Annotated in this window: 12 protein-coding genes and 1 riboswitch; of the genes, 5 read left to right on the top strand and 7 right to left on the bottom strand. The window is 73.1% G+C overall.

Features of this window, described 5'->3' with window-relative positions:
• Window positions 1–106: 106 nt before the first annotated feature.
• From ABTY62_RS18160 to ABTY62_RS18150, 3 genes are read right to left on the bottom strand one after another with little or no spacing between them, the layout of a single operon-like run.
• Window positions 107–1,315 (bottom strand): VWA domain-containing protein, encoded by a 1,209-nt coding sequence (locus ABTY62_RS18160; protein ID WP_352130416.1) that lies wholly within the window; start codon window positions 1,313–1,315, stop codon window positions 107–109.
• Window positions 1,312–3,792, bottom strand: coding sequence for a DUF5682 family protein (locus ABTY62_RS18155; protein ID WP_502997473.1), 2,481 nt, complete (start codon window positions 3,790–3,792; stop codon window positions 1,312–1,314). The genes ABTY62_RS18160 and ABTY62_RS18155 overlap by 4 nt, the downstream gene beginning before the upstream one ends.
• Window positions 3,789–4,904 (bottom strand): ATP-binding protein, encoded by a 1,116-nt coding sequence (locus tag ABTY62_RS18150; RefSeq protein WP_352130529.1) that lies wholly within the window; start codon window positions 4,902–4,904, stop codon window positions 3,789–3,791. The genes ABTY62_RS18155 and ABTY62_RS18150 overlap by 4 nt, the downstream gene beginning before the upstream one ends.
• 199 nt (window positions 4,905–5,103) lie before the next feature.
• Between ABTY62_RS18150 and ABTY62_RS18145 the strand changes: the two genes are divergently transcribed.
• Both ABTY62_RS18145 and ABTY62_RS18140 read left to right on the top strand, forming a co-directional pair.
• Window positions 5,104–6,540, top strand: a complete 1,437-nt coding sequence (locus ABTY62_RS18145) for an SWIM zinc finger family protein (protein WP_352130415.1) — start codon at window positions 5,104–5,106, stop codon at window positions 6,538–6,540.
• On the top strand, window positions 6,537–8,243 hold the full coding sequence (locus tag ABTY62_RS18140; protein WP_352130414.1) for a DUF5691 domain-containing protein: 1,707 nt from the start codon (window positions 6,537–6,539) through the stop codon (window positions 8,241–8,243). Before ABTY62_RS18145 ends, ABTY62_RS18140 begins: the two co-directional genes overlap by 4 nt.
• Before the next feature lie 42 nt (window positions 8,244–8,285).
• On the opposite strand, the gene icmB is transcribed toward ABTY62_RS18140, so the two are convergent.
• Window positions 8,286–8,696, bottom strand: coding sequence for a coenzyme B12-dependent isobutyryl CoA mutase small subunit (gene icmB / locus ABTY62_RS18135; RefSeq protein WP_352130413.1), 411 nt, complete (start codon window positions 8,694–8,696; stop codon window positions 8,286–8,288).
• A 348-nt stretch (window positions 8,697–9,044) separates the two neighbouring features.
• Here icmB and ABTY62_RS18130 point away from each other — a divergent pair, with 348 nt between their 5' ends.
• Both ABTY62_RS18130 and ABTY62_RS18125 read left to right on the top strand, forming a co-directional pair.
• Complete coding sequence (locus ABTY62_RS18130; protein ID WP_352130412.1) at window positions 9,045–9,848, top strand: esterase/lipase family protein; 804 nt, start codon at window positions 9,045–9,047, stop codon at window positions 9,846–9,848.
• A 183-nt stretch (window positions 9,849–10,031) separates the two neighbouring features.
• Window positions 10,032–11,717 carry a M23 family metallopeptidase gene (locus ABTY62_RS18125; protein WP_352130411.1) on the top strand — a complete coding sequence of 562 codons (1,686 nt, stop codon included), beginning with the start codon at window positions 10,032–10,034 and terminating at the stop codon, window positions 11,715–11,717.
• A 76-nt stretch (window positions 11,718–11,793) separates the two neighbouring features.
• Here ABTY62_RS18125 and pcrA read toward each other — a convergent pair whose 3' ends face one another.
• The gene (gene pcrA / locus ABTY62_RS18120) at window positions 11,794–14,286 is read right to left on the bottom strand and encodes a DNA helicase PcrA (RefSeq protein ID WP_352130410.1); all 2,493 of its coding nucleotides are present in this window, start codon (window positions 14,284–14,286) and stop codon (window positions 11,794–11,796) included.
• 156 nt (window positions 14,287–14,442) lie between these two features.
• A riboswitch (cyclic di-AMP (ydaO/yuaA leader) is annotated at window positions 14,443–14,619 on the top strand.
• Between the two features lie 8 nt (window positions 14,620–14,627).
• Here pcrA and ABTY62_RS18115 point away from each other — a divergent pair.
• Window positions 14,628–15,836: a C40 family peptidase gene (locus ABTY62_RS18115; RefSeq protein ID WP_352130409.1), complete on the top strand. Its 1,209-nt coding sequence runs from the start codon at window positions 14,628–14,630 to the stop codon at window positions 15,834–15,836.
• Window positions 15,837–15,926: 90 nt separating this feature from the next.
• Here ABTY62_RS18115 and ABTY62_RS18110 read toward each other — a convergent pair whose 3' ends face one another.
• Window positions 15,927–16,574 (bottom strand): L,D-transpeptidase, encoded by a 648-nt coding sequence (locus ABTY62_RS18110; RefSeq protein WP_352130408.1) that lies wholly within the window; start codon window positions 16,572–16,574, stop codon window positions 15,927–15,929.
• Window positions 16,575–16,729: 155 nt separating this feature from the next.
• Window positions 16,730–17,083, bottom strand: coding sequence for a hypothetical protein (locus ABTY62_RS18105; RefSeq protein ID WP_311724323.1), 354 nt, complete (start codon window positions 17,081–17,083; stop codon window positions 16,730–16,732).
• Window positions 17,084–17,166: the final 83 nt, after the last annotated feature.

Here is a 17,166-nt window from a genome sequence, read left to right as displayed (position 1 = left end):
GGTGAAGCAGGGTTGGAATCACCAATCGGAAGGTCAGATTCACTTCCGGGGCGATGTGTTGATCCTTGCATGACGGACGGGGGGCCGCGCAACCCCCCGGCCACGGTTACAGCTCCTTGTCCGGTATGGGCAGTTGACGCTTTTCGATCGCCGCTGCCATGACATCGGGGAACAGATCCGGACTACAGGCGAATGCGGGCGCGCCGAGTGCGGCGAGCGCCGCGGCATGCTCGCGGTCGTAGGCGGGCGCGCCCTCGTCGGACAGCGCGAGCAGCGCGACGAACTGCACGCCGGACGCCTTCATCGCCGCGACCCGGCCCAGCATCTCGTTGCGTATGCCGCCCTCGTACAGATCGCTGATCAGCACGACGACGGTGTCGGCGGGGCGGGTGATCTGCGACTGGCAGTACGCGAGGGCCCGGTTGATGTCCGTGCCGCCGCCGAGCTGGGTGCCGAAGAGCACGTCCACCGGGTCGTCCAGCTCCTCCGTCAGGTCCACGACGGCGGTGTCGAAGACGACCAGCCGGGTGGCGAGGGAGCGCATCGAGGCCAGCACGGCGCCGAAGACGGAGGCGTAGACCACGGACGCGGCCATCGACCCCGACTGGTCGATGCACAGGATCACGTCCTTCTTGACCCCGCGCGCCGCCCGCCCGTATCCGATGAGCCGCTCGGGGACGACCGTCCGGTGCTCGGGCAGGTAGTTCTTCAGGTTGGCGCGGATGGTGCGGTCCCAGTCGATGTCGCGGTGGCGCGGGCGGCTGGTCCGGGCGGAGCGGTCGAGGGCGCCGGTGAGGGTGGCGCGGGTGCGGGTGGCCAGCCGCTTTTCCAGGTCCTCCACGACCTTGCGGACGACGGCGCGGGCGGTGGTCCTGGTCGTCTCCGGCATGGCCTTGTTGAGCGAGAGCAGGGTTCCGACGAGGTGCACGTCCGCCTCCACGGCCTCCAGCATCTCGGGCTCGAGGAGCAGGGCGGAGAGGCCGAGCCGGTCGATGGCGTCGCGCTGCATGACCTGGACCACGGACGTCGGGAAGTATCTGCGGATGTCGCCGAGCCAGCGGGCTACTTGGGGCGCGGAGCCGCCGAGCCCGGCCGAGCGCGGGCCGCCCCCGGCGGAGCCGCCGCGGGCCGTGGCGGCTCCGCCGCCGGGGCCCGATCCGCCACCCTCGCCATAGAGCGCTTCGAGCGTGCGGTCCATCGCGGCGTCCTGCCCGCTCAGGGAGCATCCGGTGCCGTCGCCGCCCTGCCCGCCGAGCACCAGCCGCCAGCGGCGCAGCCGCTCGTCCGCCGCGGCCCCGGTCGCCTGCCCGGTCATCCGGCCACCTCCGTCCCGTACTGGTTCTCGTGGTTGCCCTTGTTGTCGTGCTGGGCGTCGAGGCCCAGGAGGAGGCGGACCGTCGGCAGGACGGCCGCCGCGCGGTCCTCGTCCAGGCCGGGGCCGAAGCCTGGCGCGGGCGGGCCGCCCACCGGGCGCGGTCCTTGGTCCGCCGCGGGCCCGCGGCGGACCAGCTCGCCCAGAGTGCGGCGCACCCCCGCGTCGTACGCCGCGAACGTGCGCCGCAGCAGCGGCAGTACGTCCGTGAACGCCTCCGCCGGGACGCCCGTGAGCCAGCTGTCGAGCAGGCCGAGCAGCCGCTCGTCGTGGACCAGGAGCATTCCGCCGCCCGCGCCGCCGCCCACGAACCCCTCGATCCAGGAGGCCGCTTCGGCCGGCGCGGTGCCGGGCGACAGCACCAGGGCCATCAGCCGGGCCGCCTCGCCCTCGGCCAGCCTGCCGTCGTCCAGGAGCAGGCGCGCGGCCCGGCCGCGGATCAGCCCTGATATGCCGTCACGCTCGGCGAGCGCGCGCAGCACGGCGAGCCAGCGGCCCCGCAGTCCGCCGTCCTTGCCGCCTCCGCCGCTCTTGCCGCCTTCGCCGTCCGGTCTCTCCGCGCCGCCCGCCCGGATCTCGGACAGCAGGCCGACGGCCCGGTGCACGGCTTCCAGGTGGCCGCGCATCTCGGCGGCCCCGTCCGCGTCGAGGCCGAAGCAGGCGGGCGGCAGCCCGACCAGGACGCGCTCGGCCAGCCCCACGGCGACCTCGGCCAGGGCGGCGGTGTCCGTGCCGCGCACATCCCCGTAGCGCACCGAACGGACGAGCGCGGGCAGGGCCTGGGCGAGCTGCCCGACGTCCGCGTCGAGCGCGGCCCGGTCGGCGAGCGCGCGCATCACGACCGGGAGCGCGTCGGGGAGCGCGGCGAGCAGACAGCGCTCGGCCAGGTCCGTGACCTCGCCGAGGGCATTGGCGTCCACGGCCTTGGCCTCCGCCCGCGTCGTGGCGGCCGACAGCACGGTGGTGCCCCACACCCCGGCCTCGGCGACCCGCACCGACAACTCCGGCTCCCAGCGCAGCCGCCAGGTCTCCCGGAATGTGCCGGTGCTGCCGCGCGAGGCGGCCGGGGTCCCCCAGTCGACGCCGAGCAGCCGCAGCCGGTGCAGCAGACGGCTGCGCGCGGCGTCCGTCTCCTTGCGCAGGTCCAGCTCCAGATCGCGCTCCAGCGCCTCCGGCTTGAGCCGCAGCGAACGCTGGGTGCGCGCCAGGTCCCGCTGGAGCGGAGCGGCGGGCGCCGCCTCGGGCACCTCGCCCAGGACGTCCCCGACGACCAGCCGGTCGTGGACCAGCGCGAGCGGCACATCGGAGCCCTCGCACATCACCGCCCGCACCGCGTCCGTGGTCTCGGCGAGCCCGGCCAGCGGGCGTCCGCGCACGGCGGCGAGGGTCTCGGCGAGCCGCACCGCCTCGATGACATGCGCGGACGAGACGGCGAAGTCCTCGGCGCGCAGCAGCCCGGCGACCCTGGTCAGCCAGCGCTCCAGCGGGCGGTCCGCCGCGTGGAAGAGATGGCTGTACCAGCCAGGGGAGGCGATCCCCGCCCCGTAGCCGCTGTGCCGGGCCAGCCGGCGGTGCGTCCACGGCACCCAGCTGAGCTCTGACTTGACCTTCGGCAGTCCCTTGAGCAGCCCGCGGTCGGCCGTCACGGTCGTCGCCCGCCCGGCCAGCGCCGGGACGTGCCAGGCCCCGCACACGACGGCGACCCGGTCTCCGAACTCCCGCCGCGCCTCGCGCAGCCGCAGCCGCATGTGTGCCTCGCGCACCGCGTCGTGCTCATGTCCGCCGTGGCCGTACTCGGCGCGGAGGACGGCCATCGCCTCGCCGAGCGCGGCGAACGGCCCGACGGCGTCCGCCCAGCCGGCCGCGCCGCCCCCCTCGGCGCCGGTGCCGCGGTGCTCGACGACGTCCTCCCACCAGCGCTCCGGATCGTCGTATCCGGCGGTCTCCGCGAGCACCCCCATCGGGTCCACCCGCACCCGCCCCGCCGGGTCCCCCGCCGGTTCCCCCTCCGTACGGCCCGCCATGGCCAGCGAGTTCGCCGCCGGAAGGTCGATGAACCGCACGGGGACGCCGCGGGAGAGCGCCCACCGGATGGCCACCCACTCCGGCGAGAACCCGGCCAGCGGCCAGAACGCCGCCTGTCCCGGATCGCTCGCCGCGTGGGCGAGCAGGGCCACGGGGGGCCGCATGCCCTCCTGCCCGGCGAACTCGACCAGCGCGTCCGCCTCCGGCGGGCCCTCGATGAGCACGGCGCCCGGCTCGCACGCGTCGAGCGCCGCGCGCACCGCCCGCGCGGAGCCCGGGCCGTGGTGGCGCACCCCCAGGAGCAGCGGCCAGGACGGCCCGGCCCCGTCCGGCCCCCCGCCCGGCCGGGTCCGGGACGGAGCGGGCGCCGCGGGGCCCGGGGCGGCGCCGCTCACGCGCCCACCTCGCGGCACGCGCGGTAGAAGTCCTTCCAGCCGTCGCGCTCGCGGGCCACCGTCTCCAGATACTCCTGCCAGATGACGCGGTCCGCCGCCGGGTCACGGACCACCGCGCCCAGGATCCCCGCGGCCACATCGCCCGCCCTCAGGACGCCGTCCCCGAAGTGGGCGGCCAGGGCGAGCCCGCCGGTGACCACGGAGATCGCCTCGGCCGTCGACAGCGTGCCCGACGGCGACTTGAGCTTGGTGCGCCCGTCCTCCGTGGCCCCTCCCCGCAGCTCGCGGAAGACCGTGACCACCCGGCGGATCTCGGCCACGCCCTCGGGGACCGCGGGCAGATCCAGCGAGCGGCCGATCTGGGCCACGCGGCGGGACACGATGTCGACCTCCTCCTCCGCGGTCGCGGGCAGCGGCAGCACCACCGTGTTGAACCGGCGGCGCAGGGCGCTGGACAGCTCGTTGACCCCACGGTCCCGGTCGTTGGCCGTGGCGATCAGGTTGAAGCCGCGGACCGCCTGGACCTCCTCCCCCAGCTCGGGGATCGGCAGGGTCTTCTCCGACAGGACGGTGATCAGCGTGTCCTGGACGTCGGCCGGGATACGGGTCAGCTCCTCCACGCGCGCGGTCATGCCCTCGGCCATCGCCCGCATCACCGGGCTCGGCACCAGCGCCTCGCGGCTGGGGCCGTGGGCGAGGAGCCGGGCGTAGTTCCAGCCGTAGCGGATGGCTTCCTCGGGCGTGCCCGCGGTGCCCTGGACGAGCAGCGTCGAATCGCCGCTGACCGCCGCCGCCAGATGCTCCGAGACCCACGTCTTGGCCGTGCCCGGCACTCCCAGCAGGAGCAGCGCGCGGTCCGTGGCCAGGGTCGTGACCGCGACCTCGACGATGCGGCGCGGGCCCACGTACTTGGGTGTGATCACGGTGCCGTCCGGCAGGGTGCCGCCGAGCAGGTACGTCGCGACGGCCCACGGCGACAGCCGCCAGCGGGCGGGCCGCGGGCGGTCGTCGGCCGCGGCGAGCGCCTTGAGCTCCTCGGCGAAGGCGTCCTCGGCGTGTGGCCGCAGGGCCTCCGCCCCGGCGGCCCCCGCCGACCCCTCGGCTGCGGGCACGGCGGGCTCGGTGCCGCCGCCGGTCTCGGCGGTCTCGTCTCCGTTGGGCACAGGCACGGTCACAGCTCCCCCACGACTCGTCTCTTTGTCCGTTTCCGGACCCTCGACCACCCTGCACCACCCCACTGACAACCGGCCCGACCGTCAACAAACCCGCAGGCCGGGGCCGTTGTCAGTGGTCGCCCGTACCGTCGAGGACATGAATGCGCAGGGGGAACGCTGGACGGCGGAGCAGGTGCTGGCCCTGGCTCCTGACGCCGCCTCACGCAAGGCGGGCGGCAAGCTCGCCGCGCCCGGCCCGTGGTCCGGAGCGGGGTCCCACGGCCGGGGCGTGTGGGGGCTGTGCGCGGGCAGCGGCGGCAAGCCGTACCAGACGGCCGTCGATCTGGACGGGCCCGGCTACCGCTGTAGCTGCCCCAGCCGGAAGTTCCCCTGCAAGCACGCGCTCGGGCTGCTCCTCCTGTGGGCGGGCGGCGGGGGCGTCCCGGAGGCCGAGGAGCCACCGGAGTGGGCCGGGCAGTGGCTGAGCGGGCGGCGGGAGCGCGCCGAGCGCGAGGCGTCCACCGCCACCGCCGGAGCCGCCGCCGGGGCCGGAAAGGGGCCGGGCGGCGTCGCCGACCCGGAGGCGGCCAGGCGGCGGGCCGAGCGGCGCGCCCAGCGCATCGCCGCGGGCGCCTCCGAACTGGAGCAGCGCCTGGCGGACCTGCTCCGGGACGGCCTGGCCGGAGCCGACCGCGCGGGCTACGCGACGTGGGACGAGACGGCCGCGCGCATGGTCGACGCGCAGGCGCCCGGCCTGGAGGCACGGGTGCGGGAGCTGGGCGCGATTCCGTCCTCCGGCCCGGGCTGGCCCGCGCGGCTGCTGGAGGAGTGCGCCCTGCTGCACCTCCTGAACCAGGGCTTTCTCCACCTCGACCGGCTCCCGGAGGCGCTGGCCACCACGGCCCGCTCGCGCGTCGGCCTCACCACGACCACGGCCGAGCTGCTGGCCTCCGGCACCGCCGTCCCCGACCGCTGGCTCGTCCTCGGCGCGCAGGACAGCGCCGACGGCAGGCTGACCACGCGCCGCATCTGGCTGCGCGGCGAGCACACGGGCCGGATGGCCCTGCTGCTCTCCTTCGGCGCCGCCGGGCACTCCCCCGAACTGGCCCTGCCGGTCGGGATCGTGCTGGACGCCGACCTCACCTACTACCCGGCCGCGCGCCCGCTGCGCGCCGCGCTCGGCGCCCGCCGCCCGGACCCGCCGCCGTCCCCCGCGCCCGCGCCCTCGGCAGCCCCCGTGCCGCCCGGGAGTGACATCGCCACGGCGCTGGCCGCCTATGGTGACGCGCTGCGCGAGGACCCCTGGCTGGACGCCTGGCCGGTCGTCCTCGCGGGGGTGACCCCGGTCCCGGGCGGCGAGGACGGCTGGCAGCTGGCAGACGCCCGCACCGGCTCCGCCCTGCCGATCGACCCGCAGTGCGCGGGGCGTACGGACCTGTGGCAGCTGACCGCGGTCTCGGGCGGCGCCCCCGTCACGGTCTTCGGCGAGTGCGGCCACCGCGGCTTCGCCCCGCTCACCACCTGGGACCCGGCCCCCGTTCCGCTCCAGCACCCGTCCGGCACCGGCTCGACACCGCATCGAGGAATGCCGTGAGCACCACCGCGCCCTGGGACGACCTGGTCGCCGCCGCCCTGCTCGGCACCGAGCGCCGTACCCCGCCCGTCGCACCGCGCCCCGGCCAGGACACGTCCGCCGCCCTGTTGGACGCCGCCGCGCTCAGCACCGTGCGGCGGCGGGCCGGGCTGCGCCCCGCCGCGGCCCGGCCCGCCCCGTCCCCCGCGCCCGAGGACCCCCGCCCACCGCTGCCGCCTGCCGCCCGCAACCGGCTGGCCATGCTGCTCGCGGGCCGCTCGGCCGGAGGGGGCGGCCGGCGCTCCGCGCCCGACCTCGCCGAGCTGCTCCCGCAGTGGCTCACCATGGCCAACCAGCGCGGCTATCGAGCGCCTGACGCCCTCCTCCCGGCCCTGCTGGACGCCGCCCGCGCCCGCACCGATCTGCGCCCCGAGGCGCTCGCGCTCGGCGGGCCCCGGGTCCTGTGGCTGGCCCGGCTGAACCCGGAGTGGAAGTTCGCCCTGCGCGGCGGCGGAGCCGGGCGCGCGGCCACGACGGCGGAGGCGGCCGGGTCCCCGGCCGGAGCGGGCGTCGGAGCAGCCCCGGCCGCGCCCGACGCCCCCGCCGTGCCCGCGGACGTACAGCGCCAGTGGCAGGAGGGCCTGTTCGCCGAGCGGGTCTCGCTGCTGGCGGCGGTGCGCCACCGCGACCCGGAGCTCGGTCTCGCGCTGCTCGGCGGCACATGGTCCATGGAGCGCGCGGAGGACCGGCTGATGTTCCTGGACTCGCTCCGCGACGACCTTTCGCCCTCCGACGAGCCGTTCCTGGAGCAGGCCTTGGCCGACCGCAGCCGGAACGTCCGGGCCACGGCCGCCGAGCTGCTGTCCGCCCTCCCCGGCTCGGCGCTGGCCTCCCGTATGGCCGAGCGGTCCCGGGCCCGCGTCTCGCTCACCGGCGGGGTGATCGCCATCGACGCGCCGGCCGAGTGCGACAGCGGCATGGAGCGCGACGGTGTCGTGGCCAAGCCGCCTTCGGGGCGCGGCGAGCGGGCGTGGTGGTTCGGCCAGTTGGTGGAGGCGACGCCGCTGGAGTGCTGGAGCGCTTGGTTCGGCGGGCGTGGCGCGGCCGAGATCGTGGCACTGCCGGTCGCCGACGGCTGGCAGGCGGACCTTCAGGCGGCCTGGTGCCGGGCGGCCGTCCGGCAGCGGAATGTGGCATGGTCCCGCGCTCTGCTCGGCGCGCCGTCCGAGCCGCCCGCCGCCTCGCCCCTCCCGGGCTCGCCGCCCGCCCCGGCCGGTGGCCAGCCCGCCGCTCCGTCCTGGCGCGATCCGGCGAAGCTGTTGTCCGCCCTGCCCCCGGCCGAACGGGCGGAGTGGGTCGCGGACTTCATCGCGGCCCACGGGCTGTCCGACGCCTTCCGGCTGCTGGGGGTGTGCGCGGTGCCCTGGGCCGAGCCGCTGGGCCGGGCCGTCGTGGACGCGCTCGACATCGCCCGCGACGCGGGCAGCTATCCGTGGAGCTTCAGCGGTGTCATGGGGCTGGCCGAGCGCTGTCTGGACCCGGACCAGGCCGACCGGCTCGAAGTGCTCACCGCGATACCGGACGAGCCGGCGGACGGCTCGCCAGGTGCCGGGAGCTACTGGTCGGAGGCGTTCCAGCGCCTGGTGGGCACGCTCCGGCTGCGCGCGGCGATGCGCCGCGAGCTCGAACCGCCGGACACGGCGGCGGTCAGCCCGGCGCCGTAGCCCGGAAGCGCCGGCCGGGGCCCACGGCCCGTGGCGCGCGGGTCAGGCGGCCACCGGCCGTACGTTCTCCCTGACCCACTCCACGATCGAGGCGGTCGTGGCCCCCGGGGTGAAGATCTCGGCCACCCCCGCCTCCTTGAGCAGCGGGATGTCCGCGTCGGGGATGATGCCGCCGCCGAACACCTTGATGTCCTCCGCGTCCCGCTCCCGCAGCAGCTCGATCACCTTCGAGAAGAGCGTCATATGCGCGCCGGAGAGGATGGACATCCCGATCGCGTCGGCGTCCTCCTGGATCGCGGTGTCGACTACCTGCTCGGGCGTCTGGTGCAGGCCGGTGTAGATGACCTCCATGCCCGCGTCGCGCAGCGCCCGCGCGATGACCTTCGCCCCGCGGTCGTGACCGTCGAGCCCGGGCTTGGCCACCACCACACGGATCGGACCGGTCACACCCATCGCAGCCTCCATGTCGCGAACGTGAACGAACGTTATCTCCAGGATCCCGCACCCAGCCGTTTCACGGCACGCGGCGAAGGGGAAATCACACGTGGGACACATTCACCTCGGCCGCGCCCACCTCCTCCTCGGCCGCCGCAAGGCGGTCACCCACGTCGGGCCGGCCAATCAGGGGAGCCGCAGCGGGGACCGTCGCACCGCGCCGCGCCGTCAGCGAGGGCCGCCTGGCGCCGCGGTGCGACGGAGCGGTCGTACCGCGACGACCACGAACCGTCCGCCGCCGGCTGCCCGCGAGGGCATGCGGGGGACAGCGCCGCCTCCCGCGCGCCGTTCAGGAGGTCGGCCGCCATGGGCCTCACCCGAATCCCCATCCCGATCCGTATCCGCGCCACCGTTCTCGACCTGGCGGTCCTCGCCGGGCACCTCCTCCTCTATCCGACCGGCCTGCTCCAGGAGCGCCCGCCCGCCGCGCCGCCGCCCGGCGCCGCGGCCCGGCTGCCCACGGACGGCCGGGCCCACCGCCCGGTCCTTCTGCTGCACGGCTTCATCGACAACCGCTCGGTGTTCGTTCTGCTGCGCCGCTCCCTGCGCCGGCACGGCCGGCAGCATGTGGAGGCGCTCAACTACTCCCCGCTGACCTGCGATCTCCGCACCGCCGCCGCGCTGCTCGACCGGCATGTGCGGGAGATCTGTGAGCGCACCGGCCACAGCCGGGTGGATGTCGTCGGCCACAGCCTGGGCGGCCTGATCGCCCGTTATTACGTGCAGCGGCTGGGCGGGGACGCCCGGGTGCACACGCTGGTCACCCTGGGCACCCCGCACTCCGGCACCCGCACCGCGCCCCTGCTGTCCGCGCATCCGCTGGTGCGGCAGATGCGCCCGGATTCCGATGTGATCGAGGAATTACGGCGCCCCGCGCCCGGCTGCCGCACCCGGTTCATCGCCTTCTGGAGCGAGGCGGACCAGCTGATGATCCCCGCGGAGACGGCCAGGATCGACCATCCGGATCTCCTGGCGCACAGCGTCCGCGTCAACGGAATCGGACATCTCACCCTTCCGGTGCACCATGTGGTCGCCGCCGACATATGCGAGGCGCTGGACGCCGCCGAGGGGGCACCGACAGACGCTTCAGGCGCCGCCTCGGTTGCGTGACAGGGCCGGAAGTTGCCGAACAGTAATCGAACACCCGGCCAAATTACGGCGTCCAGTCCACCGAAAGACGGCCAAATGCCCGTGCCGGCGTTACTCAAAACCTGATGAAGATTGTCGCCGTCCCAAACTGGCGGGTACAGTCGCCGCTAATTCTCCTGCTGCCGAGGCGAAAGAGAAGTGGTGGTGAACGACCGTCACCCGTCGGGGATCACAACCTCGACCGTCCCCGCTCCCGACGCCTCATATCCGTATTACGAGGCATACGACCAGCAGGGCACAGCGCACGGCTACGCCGGGTACGACGGCTACTCCACCGGCAACTTCGACGGCCTCGCCGCCTCCTACAGCGACGGCGACCCCCTCTTCGGCGCCCTTCCCGGCAGCCATGGCGGCGGCTACGGCACCGGCCACGACGGCTCCGCCAGCGGGCAGTACGACGCCACGCAGTGGGGCGGCACCGGCGGCGCCTATGACTCCGGCACCTATGACACCACCGCGATGTGGGCCAATTCCGGCGTCCCGCTGTCCGGCACCATCCCGGCCCAGCAGGGCTCCGACACTGGCGGCCAGTGGGACGCCACCGCCTGGGACACCTCCGGCCACCACGACCTGACGGCCGCCCAGGTCCCCCAGGCCGCCCAGTCCGCCGAGTGGGACGGCACCGGGCAGTTCGACACCTCCGGCGTCGACACCGGGCAGACCCAGTTCTGGGACATGAGCGCCTACGCGACCGTCGACGAGTCGCAGTACGGCCAAAGCGAGTACACCCAAAACGAGTACGGCCAAAACGATTACGGCCAAAACGATTACGGCCAGGGCGAGTACCAGGAGGACGGGTACGAGCACGGCGGATATCAGCAACAGCCCGCCGAGCACCCGTACGCCGCCCCCGAGGCAGAGCCGGAACCCGGGGCGGCGGCCGTGCACCAGGCCGAGACCCAGACCTCCCTCATGGCCCTGGACCTCGACTCCCCGCAGTCCGGCACGGCCGACTCCGCCGATTCCCCCGAAACCACCGCCCCCTCGGACCTCGCCAACTCCGCCGACGACGCCGACTTCGAGGGCGCCAGGACCACCGAGTCCGAAGCGGTACAGCTGCCCTCCCCCCGCCGGGAGAGCGGCCGCAGCCGTCGCCGCGCCCCCTCGGCCCGCCCCAAACGCTCGGCACTCCTCACCGTCGCCGTCCCCTCCGTCTGCGCGCTGGGCGTCACCGCCGTGGCCGCCGCCTCCGTCAGCAACCTCGGCGACGACAAGAAGGAAGCCAAGACCACGCAGGCCGCCGCGGACACCCCGCCGGTCAAGGCCTCGGTCGCCAACAGCAAGCTGGACACCCAGCTCGCCGCGGGCCTCGAGGACGCCGATGACTTCCGGGCCCGCGCCAGCCGCACCCAGGAGCGGATCGACCTCCGGGAACGCCAGGCGGCGGAGAAGAAGCGCAAGATCGAGGAGGCCGCGCGCAAGGAAGCGCTGCGGCCGAAGTTCGCGCTGCCCGTCGCGCAGCACGGCCTGAGCGCCACCTACGGCCAGGCCGGCATCAACTGGATGTCGGTGCACACCGGCATCGACTTCCCGGTCAGCTACGGCACGCCGGTCATGGCCGCGACCGATGGCACCGTACGCACCCAGTGGAACGACGCCTACGGCAACATGGTCATAGTGACCAGCCCGGACGGCACCGAGACCTGGTACTGCCATCTGAGCAGCGCCAAGATCCGGGCCGGCACGGTGAAGGCCGGGGACGTCATCGCGTACTCCGGGAACTCCGGCAACTCCACCGGCCCGCACCTCCACTTCGAGGTGCACCCCGGCGGCGGTTCGGCCATAGACCCGCTCTCGTGGCTGCGCAGCCACGGCCTCGACCCGACGTAGGCATAGGCATAGGCGTCGCAGGCGTGGGCGCCCCGGTCGGCGGCACCGCGGCCCGCGCGGGCCGCGGTGCACCCCCCTACAACTTCTCCACCGGCGCGTATCGCAGCAGCAGCCGCTTCGGCTTCTCCCCTCCGAAGTCGATCGTCGCCTCCGCGTTGTCCCCGCTTCCCTTCACCGCGACCACGGTGCCGAGCCCGAACGCGTCATGGGTGACCCGGTCGCCGATGGCCAGCGCGACCACCGGCCGCTCCTTGGCCCGCCGCGTGGCGAAGCCGGCGGCCCCGGCGCCCGCCCTCGAACGCGACGAGGACAGCGAGGACGCGACCCCCGCGGCGGCCCCGATGGCCCCCATCGACGCCGACGGGGTGGCGGGCCCGGTGCGCTGCCAGCGCACATACTGGTCCGGGATCTCCTCCAGGAACCGCGACGGCGGGTTGTACGCGGGCTGCCCCCAGGCGCTGCGCATCGTCGACCGCGTCAGATAGAGCCGCTCACGCGCCCGCGTGATGCCGACATACGCCAGCCGCCGCTCCTCCTCCAGCTCCTTGGTCTGGCCGAGCGCACGCATATGCGGGAAGACCCCGTCCTCCATACCGCTGAGGAAGACCACCGGGAACTCCAGGCCCTTGGCGGTGTGCAGCGTCATCAGCGTGATGACCCCGGCGCCCTCGGCGTCGTCGTCCGGGATCTGGTCGGAGTCGGCGACGAGCGCGACCTGCTCCAGGAACTCCGCGAGCGTGCCCGGGGTCTCCTCGCCGCGATCCTGCTCGTACTCCAGGGCGACGGCCGCCAGCTCCTGGAGGTTCTCGATACGGGTCTCGTCCTGCGGGTCCGTGGATGCCTGGAGCTCCGCCAGATAGCTCGTGCGCTCCAGCACCGCCTCCACCACGGTGGCCGGCCCCGCCCCCGACTCGGCGATCGTCCGCAACTCCTCCATCAGGACGTTGAACCGCTTCACCGCGTTGGCCGAGCGGGCCGCCATGCCGTATGCCTCGTCGACGCGGCGCAGCGCCTGCGGGAAGGTGATCTTCTCGCGCTGCGCCAGCGCGTCGATCATCGCCTCGGCGCGCTCACCGATGCCGCGCTTCGGCACGTTCAGAATGCGGCGCAGCGGGACGGAGTCCTCCGGGTTGGCCAGCACCCGCAGATACGCCAGGACGTCGCGGACCTCCTTGCGCTCGTAGAAGCGCACGCCGCCGACGACCTTGTACGGCAGGCCGACCCGGATGAAGACTTCCTCGAAGACACGGGACTGGGCGTTGGTCCGGTAGAAGACGGCGACGTCTCCGGACCTGGCGTCGCCCGCGTCCGTCAGCCGGTCGATCTCGTCGGCGACGAACTGCGCTTCGTCGTGCTCGGTGTCGGCCACATAGCCGGTGATGGTCGCCCCGGCGCCGGCGTCGGTCCACAGGTTCTTCGGGCGCCGGTTCTCATTGCGCTCGATGACGGCGTTGGCCGCGCTGAGGATCGTCTGGGTCGAGCGGTAGTTCTGCTCCAGGAGGATGGTCGTGGCGTCCGGGTAGTCCTCCTCGAACTGGAGGATGTTCCGGATCGTGGCGCCCCGGAAGGCGTAGATCGACTGGTCGGCGTCGCCCACCACGCACAGCTCGGCGGCGTCGAGCACCTCGCCGCCGTCCGCGCCGCCGTCCGCGGCGGCCACCGGGCCCGGCCCGACCAGCTCGCGCACCAGCGTGTACTGCGCGTGGTTGGTGTCCTGGTACTCGTCGACCAGGACGTGCCGGAAGCGGCGGCGGTAGTGCTCGGCGACGTCGGGGAACGCCTGGAGCAGATTGACCGTCGTCATGATGATGTCGTCAAAGTCGAGGGCGTTGGCCTCGCGCAGTCGCGACTGGTACATCACATACGCCTCGGCGAGCGTCTTCTCGAAGCCGTCCGCGGCCTGCCCGGCGAAGCTCTCCTCGTCGATCAGCTCGTTCTTCAGGTTCGAGATCTTGGCGCTGAAGGACTTGGGCGGATACCGCTTCGGGTCCAGGTCGAGATCCCGGCACACCAGCGCCATCAGCCGCTTGGAGTCCGCCGCGTCGTAGATCGAGAAGGAGGAGGTGAAGCCCAGCTTCTTGGACTCCCGGCGCAGGATGCGCACACAGGCGCTGTGGAAGGTCGACACCCACATGGCCTTCGCGCGCGGGCCGACCAGCTCCTCGACCCGCTCCTTCATCTCGCCCGCGGCCTTGTTGGTGAAGGTGATGGCGAGGATCTGGCCGGGGTGGACCCCGCGCGCGCCGAGCAGATACGCGATGCGGTGGGTGAGCACCCTGGTCTTGCCCGACCCGGCGCCCGCGACGATCAGCAGCGGCGAGCCGGTGTGCACCACGGCGGCCCGCTGCTGCTCGTTCATCCCCTCGAGCAGCGCGGATGTGTCCACCGCGGGCCGCGCCGCGCCGTCGCGGTAGTACGCCTCCCTGGGGACGGGCGCGTCGAACTTCCCGTCGAAGAGGTCGTGTGGAACGCCCTCAGCGGCGGGGTGGCCGTCGTCCTCGGGCGGCGGAGGCTCCTCGTCCGAGGGCCCGAGGTCCGCCAGGAAGCTGTCGTCAAAGAGGCTGCTCATCGCTCACCGAGTCTAGGCCGCCGCACTGACAGCGTACGTGCGGATATCACGAAACGGTTTCGGGACAATTCGAACACCAGGCTTCACATGAGCCCCACAAGCCCACTACCGTCCTCGATCAGGCGGTCCGGAACCCGTCGGCGACCGCGTCGACACGGGCTGTCTCCGCCGAGTCCGGTCCCGCCGCGAGGCAGCCGGAGCCGGGGACCCAGAGATACCACTGGGGTGAATCGGACCATGTGGCGACGCCGGCCGTCGCCCACCCGGCCCGTAGGGCAGCCTTCCGACGCCCGAACCCGACAGCTAACCCGGTAGGCGGTCCACGGAAGGAGTCGCCTCCCTTGGCGTCGCACCGCAAGCCGCGGACCCGAATACTGGACTCGGCCACCGGCCGCCGCACCGCCGTCGGTGTCACGACGGCCGCCCTCGCATCTGTCACCCTCCTCTCCCAGACGGCGAGCGCCGAGCCCGGCAAGCCGAAGCCGTCGGTCGAAGAGGTCAAGAAGAAGGTCGACACCCTCTACCACCAGGCGGAGTCCGCCACCCAGAGCTACAACGCGGCCAAGGAGCGCACCGGCCAGCAGCGCGCCAAGGTCGACCAGCTCCTGGACAGCGTCGCCAAGCGCACCGAGAAGCTGAACGAGGCGCGGCGCACCCTGGGCAGCCTCGCGGCCGCGCAGTACCGCAACGGCGGCATGGCCTCCAGCGCCGCGACGCTGCTGTTCGCCTCGGACCCGAAGGGCATCTTCGACCAGTCCCATCTGATGGACCGGCTGTCCAGCGGGCAGAAGAAGGCCGTCGACGACTTTCTGACGCAACAGGCCACGGCCTCCAAGGAGCGCACCAAGGCCAGTGAGAGCCTGGCCACGCTGACCCGCTCGCAACAGGAGCTGAAGACCCAGAAGCAGACCGTCCAGGGCAAGCTCACCCAGGCGCACCAGTTGCTCTCGAAGCTGACCGCGGAGGAGAAGGCGCGGCTGGCGGCGATCGAGAAGAAGAAGGAAGAGGAGGCCCAGCGCAAGGCCGCGGAGCTGGCGCGGCAGCAGCGGGAGGCCGCGGCGAAGCGACAGCAGGAGCAGCAGGCGCAGCAGAAACAGCAGGAACAGGCGAGCGGCTCCAGCTCCTCGGGGTCCACCGACTCGTCCGGGTCTTCGGGTTCGTCGGGTTCCTCGGGCTCTTCGGGTTCCTCCAGTTCGCAGACCACCAAGGCCGACAAGGCCATCGCCTTCGCGCGTGCCCAGGTCGGCAAGCCGTACGTCTGGGGCGCGACCGGCCCCAACTCCTACGACTGCTCGGGGCTCACCCAGGCCGCCTGGAAGGCCGCCGGGGTCTCACTGCCGCGCACCACCTGGGACCAGGTGAAGGTCGGCACGCGGGTGTCGACCGCCGACCTCCAGCCGGGCGATCTCGTCTTCTTCTATGACGACATCAGCCATGTCGGCCTCTATATAGGCGACGGAATGATGATTCATGCCCCGAAGCCTGGTGATGTGGTGAAGAAGGCGCCGATCACCGAGATGCCGATCTACGGCAGCGTCCGGCCGGCGTAGCGGCTTCCCGGGTCCCGGAGGGCGGTCGGCCCACCGGGACCCGGAACCCGTCTCCCGGAACCCGTCTCCCGGGGCCCGGGAGACGGCGGCTCAGGTGCCGGGCTTGCGGCCGTACACGTAGACGTCGTCGCCGTTCCGCAGCAGGCTCCAGTACTTCTTGGCGTCCGCCTTGCGCATGTTCACGCAGCCGTGGGAGCCGGGCGGCGACCACACACTCCCCGAGATGGAGTGGAAGGCCTGGCCGCCGTCGAAGAACTGGCTGTACGGCATCGGGACGTCGTAGATCGTCGACCAGTGGTCGATGTTCCGCCAGTAGATCTTCTTCAGCCCGACCCGGGTCTCATACCGGTCGCGGCCGGTGCGCACCGGCACCGGGCCGTACACCAGCCGCGAGCCGTCCTGGACCCAGCTCAGCTGGCGCGTGAGGTCCACACAGGCGATGCGGCCCTTGTTGGTGGGGCACTTCCTCGCCTTGTTCGGGTTGTGCCCGGCCGCCTTCTGCGTGTTGATCAGGTTCATCACGCCCCAGGTGACCGGTCCCGCATAGCCGATGGTCGGGCTGATGCCGTGGTTGACCTGGAACTTCTGGATCGCGAGGCAGTCCGCCCGCGACTGCCGCCCGTCCACCGGGCGGCCCAGGAACTTCTCCACCTTCTTCTGATACGGCCCCGTGCTCGTCGTGCACGACGAGGCGGCCTGCGCCGGAGTGGCCAGCGCCACCGCCAGCGGCACCACCATCCCCGCTACCCCCAAGGCCACGCCTGTCCGGCGGCCCCACGCCGCAAGTACCCCCACTGCCCGCTCCCTTCGGCTGCCTTGCCCGATGAGACACACAGTGGGGACAAAAGGTTGCGCGGAACCTGACAGGAGCGGTCAGGCCCCAAGGGCGGTGCTCAGGTCCACAGGACGGCGACGAAGATGTTGGCCGTGGTCAGCAGCCCGACCGTGCCGAGGGCCGCGGCCTCCACCTTCTCGTCGTCGCGCTTCACATAGACCAGCCCCAGGATCACGATCAGCAGCGCCAGCTTCACGCCGATCTTGATGTTGTTGACGCTGTTGTCGTCGGCCTGGTTGAGCCCCACCAGCGCGGCGCCGGTCACCAGCATGGTGAGAGCGCCGTGCAGCATCCCCGGGGTCATCCGGCCCTCGCCCGCGCGCATCGGCTTCAGCTGCGCCAGGAAGCCGCCGAGCAGCGCGGCGATACCGACGATGTGCAGGCCGACGAAAACATTGATGAGGACGTCCATGGCCTGGAGCGTAGTTGGGCCCATATCAGCCCCAGGCAACCGGGTGGGCCACTATCGCCGCTTCGATCACGGCCGCCCTCGAG

The organism is Streptomyces sp. NPDC097640, from assembly GCF_040302705.1.
In the GTDB taxonomy this organism is placed as follows: domain Bacteria; phylum Actinomycetota; class Actinomycetes; order Streptomycetales; family Streptomycetaceae; genus Streptomyces.
This window is presented reverse-complemented; position numbering and strand designations above follow the sequence as displayed.